Consider the following 11,083-nt stretch of genomic DNA (forward strand, 5'->3'; position numbering starts at 1 on the left):
AAAGATGCCCATGCCGGGGTTTGCGATGCTGGATGGCAGATGCCTCGGACAGGCCGGAGGCATCTGCGGATACGTGGTGGCGAGGGCTTATGAAGAAGGGCCGGAACCCGGGGCGCGGCATCGGCCCAGCGCCATGGCGGCCTGGGAGCCGTTGGCGCCCGACATGAAGAAAAGCAGGTTGTCCCCGTCCGGATTGATCGGACCACTGTGCCACAAATCCACGAGGTCGATGACTGAATCGCTGCATTGGACATGTCCGCAAGCGGAAACATTGTCGGAATATACCCAATCGGCGGGTTGCCCGAGGCTGGTGGCCAGCCGCCTGGAAATGTTCAGGTCCAGGTTTTCGGCAACCAGGTAGCGGAAGTCCCCCAATGCCAATCCCGCGAACTGTGCCGTGCGGGTGAGGAGCCGGTGGGCTATCGTGCCGTAGAGCGTCCGGTACTCTCGCCGCAGGGCCTCCGGCCGGGCATATGCCCGATGGTGCCGCCCGCTCACGTGGCCTTCCAAGGCGAGCACGCGGTTGAATGGCGTGTCCCGGCCGAGCAGGAGGGCGCTGGCGCCGTCGCTGTGGAATGTTATGCCTCCCGCGGTCCGATACGACTCGCCGCAGCAGCGGTCGGCGGACACGAGCAGTACCTTCTTCAAGTCCGGCTCCGCGTGGAAGAGGCTGCGCATCACCCTCAACGACAGCAGCAGGCTCGCGCAGTTCTGGCCGGACAAGGCGAAGCAGCGCGCCCGTCCCAGGCCGAAGGCGGAAGCCAGCCGCGCCGGCAGGCTGGCGGGCGCGGCTGGCGTGCTCGTCGACAGGGAATGCACGAACACGAGCAGATCGACGTCCTCCCGGTCCAGGCCGTGGCTGTCGATGAGCGCCTGCAGCGCATTGCCCGCCATGTCCTCCACCGACTCGTCGCCGGCATGGTGGAAATTGCGCATCCCCTGTTTTTCCAGCGTGGCCAGCGTGGCCGCGTCCGCATGGTTCGCCTGGGCCCATGCCTGGATGGGCAACTGCTGGGGAAGATACCGGCTGGCGGCCTCGATGCCGAAAATGCCCGAAGCCTGGTTCATGGCCTGCCTCCCGTGCGCACGAGGCAGCAGGCCGATTCGCCCTGCAACCCCGTGCTCCAGAGCACGCCGAGCCTGCGCTCGCCCGCCAGCGCTCCATCCCATGTCGCGCTGTGCAGGTTGGCGAGGCTTTCGGCGGCCGCCAGGTGGCCCTGGCGCCGCATGTCCCGCGGCCGGTACACATGTTCCATGCCGGCGCCTTGCAGTATCTGGTCGCAGAGCTGGCCGTCGATGTGCGGCATCAGAGCGAAGTCCAGGTCTTGCGGGCGGACGGCCGCGATATCGAGCGTCTCCCGCAGCGTCCGCACACCTTGCTGCAGCAGCGTCTGCCGCAGCTCCGATGGCGTCGCCTCGAACGGCGTCGGCGTACCGACGAGATCGGCGTGGTGGACACTGCCCAGCTCCCAACCGGGCTGCCCGGCCGCCTCGAGCTGCAGCGCCGCCGAACCGTCCTCGAAGACCGCGGTCTTGCCGAAGCTGCGCACGAAAGGGTGGATCCATTTCTCCGCTGCCACGATGACGGCGCTGCGGCCCTTCGGCTCGTCCTGCAGGAGCGCGCAGGCGAGCCGCAGGGCGACGAGGCCGCTGCAGAGATTCTGCGAAAGACTGAACACCATCGAGGTGGTCGCGCCCAGTTCGTACTGGATGCGGCATGCGATGCCTTCCGCCACGTTCTCGTTCGTGGACGCATGGCAGTAGATGATGATGCCGATGCGCTCGCGCTCCGTATCGCTGCGGCCTTCGAACAGAGCCCGTGCTGCCGCGACCGCGAGATCCGACGCGGTGGCCTCGGGATCGGCCGTGTGCAGCAGCACGGGCGTCGTCGTGCGCATGGCCTCGAGTTGCAGGGGCGGTGGATCGTCCCAGCTCCCGAAAGGCAGGTTGTAGTCGAAGCCGGGTTCATGGAGGTAGGCGGTGGCGGGAGACCGCTGCTGCGCCCGCAGGCCGTGGAACCGGCTGCGGGTCGCCGGAAGATGGAGGGTGCTGCGCTTGAGGGTGCAACGCCAGAGGTCTTGCATTCAGGATCCTTTGGTTTCGGTTGGAAAAATGCCAGGCGCCGGGTTACGGTGCCGTGGAGTCGATGGGTGCAGGTGCCAGCAATTCGAAATGCACCCGGCCCAGTAAGCGGCCGTCCAGTTCGTGGCATGCCTGCTGGACACCGTAGGGCCGGAAGCCGAGCGCGTTCAGGAGGCGCAGCGAGCGGTGATTGGTTTCCACGGCCCAGGCATTGATGGACCGGCGGCCCAGCCGGCCGAAGCCTTCCATCAACAGGGCACGCGCCGCATCCTCCGTGATGCCGCGGTAGGCCCTGCGGCCGGGGTCGCGCGCCACCCAGAAGCTCGCCGAACCGAAGGGATGCTGGACTTCCGCCAACACCACGATGCCCAGTGCCGTGCCGTCGCCGCGTTCCCCGAAGACGCGCATGCAGTACTGCGGGCTGCGCGCCATCACGCCGAGTGCGACGGCGTTGAGCCGCTGGCGCCCCTGGCCGAAGTCGAACCATCGGTAAACTGCCGGGGCCTGCATCCAGTCCAGAACCCGTTCCAGATCGGCGGGTGACGGGGGGCGCAGGAAAAAAGGTGACTGCTGTTCTGCCATGCGTATGCCCTGACCTGTGGGCTCAGCGGCCCGGTGATGCCGCCGGGGCGGACAGTGCTGCTGCCACGCGGGCCGTTTCCAGCAGCATGAGCGTGAGCAGCTGTGCGTCCTGAAAGCGCCGCGCAGGGGGAAAACCTTCCACGTAGCCATGCCCGCCGCAGATCTGCACGGCGTGGCGGTGGACTTCCATGCTGGTACATGCGATGTGCCGCGCGGCTTCGGCGAAGTGGGGCGCCGTCAACTCCTGGACAGCCAGCCGCGAGGCAGAGTCCAGAACCAGCAGCCGCAACCCGTCGGTGGCGATCGCCATGTCGGCCAGCCGCAGCAGCACCGCCTGGTGGTGGAAGATGGGCCGCTGGAAGGCCACGCGCGTGCGCGCATACTCGAAGGCGAAGGTGGTGGCGGCCCGCGCCGCTCCGGCCAGCAGTGCGGCGAGCCACAGCCCATGCCATATCAGGCCATGCTCGAGCTGGCGCTGGGACAGTTCGAAGGCGTGGGAGCTGCGTCCCGCGGCCGAACCGATGTGCAGCCGGACCATCCGCAGAGGGTCCTGTCCGGATTGCGCTTGCGCCTGCGCCTGCATCCGCATGCCTGCCAGCTCATCGATCCCGAAACCCCGCAGTACGTGGCCGCCATCCGGTGCGCCCGGGCAGAGCGCGAGCAGCCCGCCGGGCGCCTGGGGCAGCAGCGTGAATGCCACATCGCCCTGCGGTTCGCACACCGCGAACGGCAAGGCGCCGCTTCCTCCGAAGAGGTTTTCCGCATCTGCCGGCAGCAGAGACCCCATCTTTTCGCATTCCCGGCGCATCGCGAGCGCCGGGACGGACAGGGTGATCTCGGCCGCCAGCCACAGCGGCCCGGCGGCCATCTCCTCCAGCAGCAGGCAGACGGCCGGCGCATCCACGCACAGGCCGTCGCAGTCCTGCGGCAGCACCGCGCTCGCCAGGCCGAGCCGGGCCGCCTGCTGCAGTGCCGCCTGTCTCCCGGATGCCGAGGCGGCATCTCCGAGAAGCGGCAGCAGGCGCTCGCGCGCATAGCGGCGCACGGGTTCCAGCATGCTGCACTCGTCTTCGCTCAACCGCAGCGAGAAGTCGCGCGGATCGGTTTGGGATTCGGGGGATACCAGGGACATGGTGATTCCTCTCGGCTGGTGTCAGACCAGGATTTCTGCAGGTTCGGGATGGCTCAGGAAGGCGGCCGGGCTGGCGCTGCGCCCGTACGCGCCGGATTGCGCCACCACCACGAAGTCGCCGATGTCCGGCGAGGCAAGCGCGACGCGGTCCGCGATCCGGTCGAGCGGTGTGCAAAGACATCCGACGATGTGGCAGGTTTCCGTGGCCGGAAGGCCGGACTTGTTGCCGATCGCCACGGGGTAGTTGCGCCGCAGCACCTGACCGAAATTCCCCGACGCCGCGAGCTGGTGGTGCAGGCCGCCGTCGGTCACCAGAAAGGTTTCTCCCCGGGACACCTTCTTGTCCAGGATCCGACAGACATAGATGCCTGCCTCGCCGACCAGATAGCGGCCGAACTCCATCGCCAGCCGCGCTTCGGGCAACCGCTGCCGCAGCGGCACGAGCCATTGCCGCATGGCCGCGCCGATGGGCTCCAGGTCCAGCGCGCGTTCATTCTCGAAGTACGGGATGCCGAAGCCGCCCCCCATGTTGACGAAGGCCACGGGAGCCTTCGCTTGGTCGGCGAGCCGGACCACGAGTTCGGCCACATGCCGCTGCGCCGAGATCACCGTGTCGGCGTCCAGGCACTGCGATCCCCAGAACACATGGAAGCCGCGGAAGTCGAGGTCGCGCTGCGCGATGGCGGCCAGCACGCCGGGCGCCTGTTCCGCGTCGATGCCGAACTGGCGCGGGCCTCCGCCCATGCGCATGCCGCTGGTTTTCGGCTGGAAGTCCGGATTGATGCGCAGGGCCACGCGCGGGCGCACGCCCAGAGCCTGGCCTGCGCGTGCGGCCGCGTCGAGCTGATGGACCGATTCCAGCGTGAGGGTCGCTCCGGCGCCGACGGTGCTGCGCACGTCGAGTTCTGTCTTGCCCGGACCGGCCAGCGCGATGTGCTCGGCGGCCATGCCGGTATCCAGAGCCACCCGCAACTCGCCGGCCGACGCCACGTCGAAGCCGTCCACCAGCCCGGCCATGCAATGCACGAGCGCCGGCATGGGATTGGCCTTGATGGAGTAGTGGATGCGGATGTCGGGAGCGAGCCAGCGCCGCAGCAGCGCCACGCGCTCGGCCAGCTTGCTCCGGTCGTAAGCGAAGAACGGCGTGCGGCCGGCCCGCTCCGCCAGGCGTGACAGGGGCAGGCCGCCGATTTCGATAGCGCCGTCCCGGGTCGTGAAGGTGTCGAGGATCGTCATACCGCCTCCGTTGCGATGGAGAGTTCGCGCTGCAGTGCCGCGCGGTCGAACTTGCCGTTGGGATTGCGCTGGATCGTGCTGCGCACGTGGATGGCGCGGGGCACCATGTAGGACGGCAGCCGCTGCCGGCAGTGCGTGAGAATGGCTTCGGCGTCGAGGCTGCCGCGGGGAGGCGGCGCCACCACGAGGACGATCGCCTGCCCGAGCGCATCGTCCGGTATGCCCACCGCGACCACCTCGCCTGCCAGTCCGCTCGCCAGCACCGTTTCCTCGATTTCCTCGGGGCTCACCCGGTAGCCGGAGGTCTTGATCAGGCCGTCGTTGCGGCCCACGAAGTACAAAAACCCCTCGGAGTCCCGTCGAACGAGATCGCCGGACCACACGGCCTGCTCCGGCACCATGCCGGGCCACGGCCGGGCTTCGGGGGAAGGCCGGAAGCGTTGCGCGGTGCGCTCCGGATCGCGCCAGTAGCCCCGCGCCACGAAGGCCCCGACATGCACCAGTTCGCCGGTTTCGTCCGCATCGCAGGGAGTGCCGTCCGGGCGTACCACGAGAATGCGGGCGTTCGGCACGGCCTTGCCGATGGAGTCGGGGCGCCGGTCGGCTTCCTCCGGAGGCAGGTAGGTGGAACGGAATGCCTCGGTCAGGCCGTACATCAGAAACGGCCGGGCGGCCGGGAACAGCTCGCGGAGCTTGGCCAGCACGGGTTTCGGCATGCGGCCTCCGGTATTCGCGAAGTAGCGCAGCTGCGCTGCGGCCGCGGGCGGCCAGGAAGCGCTGCAGAGCTGGATCCAGAGCGGGGGAACCGCGGTGATGCCTGTGATGCGCTCGCGCTCGCACGCCGCGATCACGTCGCCCGGCGCCAGGTAGTTGACGAGCACCGCCGCCGCACCCGCGTGGAACGCAGTGGTGAGCTGGCTGAAACCCGCATCGAAGCTGAGCGGCAGCGCGCACAGGATGCGGTCCTCGCCGTGGTTGCCGAGGTAGGTCGCCACGCTCCAGGCGCCTTCGAGCAGATTGTGGTGCGTCAGCATCACGCCCTTGGGCAAACCCGTGGAGCCGGATGTGTAGAGGATCGCGGCCAGGTCGCTGTCGATCGTGTCGATCTGGCCGCGGTCCAGCGGAGCGAAGTCCAGCAGCGCCTGCCAGACCCGCGTCTCGGCGAACCCCAGAACCGGGAGGCGGGCGTCGGGAGCATCGATCAGGAAGGTTTCCGCCAGCGCCGGAAGGCGGGGGGCCTGCGCCGCCAGCAAACCCAGGCGGGTTGCCGAGGTCACCAGGCTCCTGGCGCCGCTGTCTTGCAAAATGTGGACCACCTGCTCGGGTTTCAGCAGCGGGTTGACCGGCACGAAAACGCCGCCCGCCGCTGCGATGGCGAAGAAGGCCTCGACGGTTTCCACGCGCTTGTCCAGGAAGACGGCGACGCGGTCTCCGCGCTGCAGGCCACCGGCGGCCAGGCCCGCGGCGATCGACAGCACATGGTCGCGCAGCGTGGCGTAGTCCAGCCGATGGTCTCCATCGACCAGGGCCTGTGCGCCGGGAGCGCGGTCGGCGCTGTGGCATATCAGTTCAACGAGATTGCGCATGGATTTCCTCCGTCGGTTGAAAAACGTCGTTCAGGCGGGTGAGCCGCCGTCGTACGCGATGCAGCACCAGCACGAGCGCCACGCCGAAGCCGAGCGCCATGCCCCACCAGATCCCCGCAGGGCCGGCCATGCTGCCGAGAAGCGCGGCACTGCCCAGGCCGATCACCCAGTAGCCGAAGAGCACCTGCCAGAGGATCGCGCTGGTGTCGCGGCAGGCGCGCAGCACGGCTGCCAGCACCACCACGAAACCATTGAGCGCCTGCAGCAGCGCGCCAACGCGCAGCAGCGCAGCGGCCGTCGCCACGAGGTCGTCCCTGTCCCGGGTGGGCACCGGCAGCAGGGCGCTGGCGAACGCCTCGGGAACCCACAGCCAGGCACCCGCCACCAGCGCATGGAAGACGCCCGCGATCACGCAGGCCGCCGCCGTGGAGCGACGCGCGGCATCCGCGTCCGCGTGTCCGATCGCCAGCGACAGGCGCGTGAGCACGGTGTGGGATGCGGCGAGCGGAATGACGAATGCCAGCGTTACCCATTGGAGCGCGACGGCGTGTGCCGCAAGGGCCGAGCTTCCGTGCCGTCCCATGAGCACGGTGGACCCGGTGAACAGCATGTATTCGATGCCCATGACCGCACCGATGGGCAGGCCGATGCGCAGCAACGCCCTGGCCGATGAAGGCGCGTGAGGCTGTCCCGCCCCTTGCGGTACCGGCCGCCGATCAAGCAGGTGGAGCACGAGCACCCCCGTGCCATACGTGACGGCATAGCTCCACCCCAGCCCCGCCATCCCCAACGCCGGCAAGCCTGCCATGCCGTGGACGAGGACATGGTTCGCCGCGAAGTGCAGCGCAGCGCATGCGGACAGCGTGATTGACAGCGAGCGCACGCGGCCCAGCACCGGCAGCCCGACCCGCCAGGCGGCCAGCCAGGCCGCGGCCAGCATACCGGGGGCCAGGGCCGCCGCGTAGTGCTGGGCCTGCCGCGCCACCTCCGGCTCCTGCCCCAGGCCGGGCAGCAGCACAGCGAAAAGCAGCAACAGGCCGCTGTTGAGCACGCCGAGGCCGGAAGCGATCCGCAGGCCGTCGCCGACCACCTTTCGCGCCACGGCCGGCCCGCCACCGCGCCCCAGCGCAGCGCCGGCCAGTGGCGCGACCGCCTGCAGGACGCCGAAACAGACCAGGGTCAGCAGCGCCGCGACGCTATTGACCAGGCCGACGGCCGCCAGGGCGTGCCTGCCCAGGGACGCCACGGACAGCAGATCGGCCAGGGGCAGCGACATCAATGCGGTCTGCCCGATCAGCAGATGGAGGGTCAGTGACAGCGAGGCGCGCGCTTCGGAACGCCAGGGCGCATGTGCCGGGGCGTGCTGGCTGCTCGGGTCGGTCGGTCGCATCGCCGGCTCCGTCAATGGCGCAGCACGAGGGTGCCGAAGCAGCCCGCCAGCCCGCTCGAGAAGAGAACATAGTTGCCGCCGGGCCGCTTGTTCTCGTGCGCCAGATTGATGAATGGATCACTGCCGAACACGTGTCCCATGGGACCCACGTTGCGCGTGAAGAGCCGCTCCTCGGGCAGCTTGAGCATGCCAAGCACCAACCGCCAGCCTTCCATGTTCACATGGTTCGGCAGGATGCGATCGATGTCCTGCGCCTGCAGGCCGGCGCGTTGCAGCGCGCTGCGGATCGTCGAGAAGGTGGACCAGTGGTACTTCTCGTCGGGCACGACCTCGTGGTTCTCATCCGTGCCCTGGAAGAAGCGCCCGTCGGTGAAGAAGTGGTAGCCGAGCACCTGGTTGCGCGCGGAGTCGCGCTCGACCAGGAACGCACACGCGCCGTCGCTGTGCAGCGCCAGGTCCAGGATGCCCCGGATGGGATCGGTCGCCACGCCCATCCGGTCCGCCGTGACGATCACCGCGCGGCGGATGGACCGGTTGCGGGCCATCATGCTTCGCGCGACGTGCAGCGCCATCATCGGCGATACGCAGTTCTGCTGGGATACGGAAAAGCCCAATGCCTTCTTCAGTCCGCAGGCCGCCTGAACGAGACCTGCGGAACTGGCCGGCGGAGGCGCCACGCTGCTTTGCAGCGTGTGGGTGTAGATCAGCAGATCCACGCTGTCCGGATGCAGCGCTCCCTTGACCATCAGCAGCCGTACCGCTCTGGTGGCCATGTCCGTGGGCGCCTCCGAGCGGGCATCGTGGAAGCAGCGCACGCCGTTGCGCAGCATCGACCGGATGCGCTCTTGCGAGTGCCCGTTGCGCCGTCCCCATTCCTCCACGGACACGAGCCGGTCGGGCAGGTAGCATGCGATGTGCGGTATGCCGACCGCGGGAAGGGTGCATGTGGCGGATGCGTTCATCGTGGCACTCCCCCTGCGGCGAATTGCAACAGCGCGCACGCCAGTGCGCCCCCGAAGCCGATGCCCCAGACCACCAGGCAATCGCCGTCCCGCGGAGCCGCACGTTCGAGCAACTGGTGCAGCCGCACCGGCACCTCCGCGCTGCAGAGGTATCCCTGCGTCCGTGCGTGCGAAGTGCCGCTCCATGCATGCTCCAGGCCGCAGCGTTCCCGCACGTACCTGTCGAGATCGCGTGCCGCGCCATGCGGCACCAGATACGCGATGTCCCCGGGCGCGTGCCCGGCTTCGCGCAGCATGCCGGTTATCAATCCGCACAACCCTTCCACGTCCACCTCCCATGGTTCACCGCGCACGATGTGCCGATAGATGTCCCGCGGCTGCTGGGGCGTGCGCACGGTGACCGAGCGCAGCATCCAGCCCCGGCTGCTCCCCTTTTCCACCACCACCGCCCCGGCGCCGTCGCCCAGTACAGTGGTCTGCCCCACCACGCGCGGATAGGGCCATGACCACCGTTCCGCCGCAGCAATGGCGATGCGGCCGGGCCCGTCTTCCTGCAAGTGGAGGAGGTCGGCGGCCAGCGAGAGCGCGAGCAGGAAGCTGGCTCCCTGGAGCTGGCCGACAGCGAACGGCGTGCGGCCCTGCCCCAGTTCCGCCTGCACTCGGCAGGCCCCGGAAACGGTGAGGTTGCCTTCCAGGCAGGACTGGCACACCAGGAATGTGGAAACCGGGGCCAGCTGATCTGCTTCTTCGGCCTGCAACACGCGCCGGGCCACTTTCGCCAGCATTTCGGAAGGCTCCAGGCATTGCTCCCGTGCCACGGCGCAGATGCCCGTCGATGCGGACAACCGGGTTGCGTCGGTTCCGCTGCGCACCGCGGCCAGTTCTTCCAGGTCGATGCCGTGCGAGCGCAGGTTTTCCTCGAAGCAGGCCCGCAGGAGGCGGTCCCCGCTTGCCTGCCTCGCGTCCGGTGCCTGTTCCGCTGCGAAGCTGCGGACATCCCATGCCACCGGGGGGACGTAGGCGGCCGTGGCCACGATGCCGATCTCAGGCATGCGCCAGCTTCCCCTGCACGAAATCGACCAGGCGGCTGAAGCGCGTGAAAAGATCCGCCGACAGGTCTTCGGGGGCGAGCGTCAGGCCGAAGCGCTCTTCGATGCGCAGCACCAGATCGGTCATGTTCATCGAGTCGATACCGATATCGAAAAGATTGGTGTCCTCCTGGATGAGCCCGGCCTCGGCGCTTCCCTGCGTGAGTTCTGTCAGGCAGGCCTTCAGTGTCTGGCCGATCTCGGTTCTGGTCGTATGGGTGCTCATTTCCCTGCTCCTTTGTGCATGTCGGTTTGAAGGTGTAGCGGGTGCTACCGGCCTGGAAGGCACTTTAGGCAAGTGAACGGGAGGCGATAACCTCCACCGTCTGGCAGGTTGAACCGCCCGATGGCTGGCGGTGGCAGAGCACTATCCAAGGGGGGGCGCCATCTGCCCGGCTGCTCCTGCCGAGCAGGTGTTCAGCGTGCGGATGGGGCGGCGGTGCCTCGCGCGCAGGCTTCCAGCTTTCCGAAAAGCCACGAGCCTGGGGCTCCGCAGGGCGGCATGGCCCGCGTGGGCATGCCATAGTCCGCAGGATGACGACCGAACCATCTTCCCAGGCTCCCGCCTCCGACGACGCGGCGCAGCGCCCCCCGGCCACGCCCTTCGCCTGGATCGGCGGCGAACCCGCCGTGCGCACCCTCGTGGACCGCTTCTACGACCTCATGGACCTGGAGCCCGACGGAGCATGTCAAGGTAGTTGTCGCGTCGATCAAGCAGCCCGAGGCTGCGTATTCGATGCGGTCGCCGCGGCATTGGAGATGCCGTCGCGCTCAGGGTTGAGCGTGACCGATTGGACCGGCGCCCAGTTGCGGGTGCTGCCCGACCAGCGCGCGGGGTTGCGCTGTCGGGCCTGGGTGTAAAGGTGATGGCGAGCCTGCAGGATGGCCTGGTCCTGCCCGGCATGGCGCTGCGTCGGCGTGACGTAGCCGATCGCGCTGTGGCGGTGCTCGCAGTTGTACCAATGCACGAAGCCGCTGGCCCACTGGCGTACCTGGTCCAGATCGTCGAAGCCGCCGCTGGCGGG

The 11,083-nt window shown here is 68.5% G+C and carries 11 protein-coding genes and 1 pseudogene; 1 reads left to right on the top strand and 11 read right to left on the bottom strand.

From position 1 onward, the window contains the following. Window positions 1–87: 87 nt before the first annotated feature. Genes BLR99_RS23000 through BLR99_RS04570 form a run of 10 tightly spaced genes read right to left on the bottom strand, consistent with a single transcriptional unit; the run spans window position 88 to window position 10,284 of the window. On the bottom strand, window positions 88–1,068 hold the full coding sequence (locus BLR99_RS23000) for a beta-ketoacyl-[acyl-carrier-protein] synthase family protein (protein WP_046060779.1): 981 nt from the start codon (window positions 1,066–1,068) through the stop codon (window positions 88–90). Beyond that, on the bottom strand, window positions 1,065–2,084 hold the full coding sequence (locus BLR99_RS23005; protein WP_017437941.1) for a beta-ketoacyl-[acyl-carrier-protein] synthase family protein: 1,020 nt from the start codon (window positions 2,082–2,084) through the stop codon (window positions 1,065–1,067). The genes BLR99_RS23000 and BLR99_RS23005 overlap by 4 nt, the downstream gene beginning before the upstream one ends. 43 nt (window positions 2,085–2,127) lie before the next feature. Next, window positions 2,128–2,664: a GNAT family N-acetyltransferase gene (locus tag BLR99_RS04535; RefSeq protein ID WP_046060778.1), complete on the bottom strand. Its 537-nt coding sequence runs from the start codon at window positions 2,662–2,664 to the stop codon at window positions 2,128–2,130. Window positions 2,665–2,686: 22 nt separating this feature from the next. Beyond that, entirely contained in the window at window positions 2,687–3,796 is a 1,110-nt protein-coding gene (locus BLR99_RS04540) for an acyl-CoA dehydrogenase family protein (protein WP_017437943.1), read from the bottom strand. A gap of 21 nt (window positions 3,797–3,817) precedes the next feature. Then, the gene (locus BLR99_RS04545) at window positions 3,818–5,032 is read right to left on the bottom strand and encodes a pyridoxal-dependent decarboxylase, exosortase A system-associated (RefSeq protein WP_017437944.1); all 1,215 of its coding nucleotides are present in this window, start codon (window positions 5,030–5,032) and stop codon (window positions 3,818–3,820) included. After that, complete coding sequence (locus BLR99_RS04550) at window positions 5,029–6,618, bottom strand: acyl-CoA ligase (AMP-forming), exosortase A system-associated (RefSeq protein WP_017437945.1); 1,590 nt, start codon at window positions 6,616–6,618, stop codon at window positions 5,029–5,031. Before BLR99_RS04550 ends, BLR99_RS04545 begins: the two co-directional genes overlap by 4 nt. After that, a complete protein-coding gene (locus tag BLR99_RS04555) occupies window positions 6,602–8,008 on the bottom strand; it encodes an MATE family efflux transporter (RefSeq protein ID WP_048857624.1) in 1,407 nt (468 codons plus the stop codon). Before BLR99_RS04555 ends, BLR99_RS04550 begins: the two co-directional genes overlap by 17 nt. Window positions 8,009–8,019: 11 nt before the next feature. Further along, window positions 8,020–8,970: a 3-oxoacyl-ACP synthase III family protein gene (locus BLR99_RS04560; protein ID WP_017439149.1), complete on the bottom strand. Its 951-nt coding sequence runs from the start codon at window positions 8,968–8,970 to the stop codon at window positions 8,020–8,022. After that, a complete protein-coding gene (locus BLR99_RS04565; RefSeq protein ID WP_158296391.1) occupies window positions 8,967–10,004 on the bottom strand; it encodes a 3-oxoacyl-[acyl-carrier-protein] synthase III C-terminal domain-containing protein in 1,038 nt (345 codons plus the stop codon). The genes BLR99_RS04560 and BLR99_RS04565 overlap by 4 nt, the downstream gene beginning before the upstream one ends. Before the next feature lie 10 nt (window positions 10,005–10,014). Further along, window positions 10,015–10,284 carry an acyl carrier protein gene (locus tag BLR99_RS04570; RefSeq protein ID WP_011796832.1) on the bottom strand — a complete coding sequence of 90 codons (270 nt, stop codon included), beginning with the start codon at window positions 10,282–10,284 and terminating at the stop codon, window positions 10,015–10,017. Between the two features lie 308 nt (window positions 10,285–10,592). Here BLR99_RS04570 and BLR99_RS04575 point away from each other — a divergent pair. Beyond that, a pseudogene (locus BLR99_RS04575) lies at window positions 10,593–10,736 on the top strand (globin); the annotation flags it as partial. Window positions 10,737–10,768: 32 nt separating this feature from the next. Here the strand turns inward: BLR99_RS04575 and BLR99_RS04580 are convergent. Then, window positions 10,769–11,083, bottom strand: a 315-nt coding sequence (locus tag BLR99_RS04580; RefSeq protein ID WP_139160135.1) for an integrase core domain-containing protein, incomplete at its 5' end; no start/stop codon positions are given.

Source organism: Paracidovorax citrulli (genome assembly GCF_900100305.1).
GTDB classification, from domain to species: Bacteria; Pseudomonadota; Gammaproteobacteria; order Burkholderiales; family Burkholderiaceae_C; genus Paracidovorax; species Paracidovorax citrulli.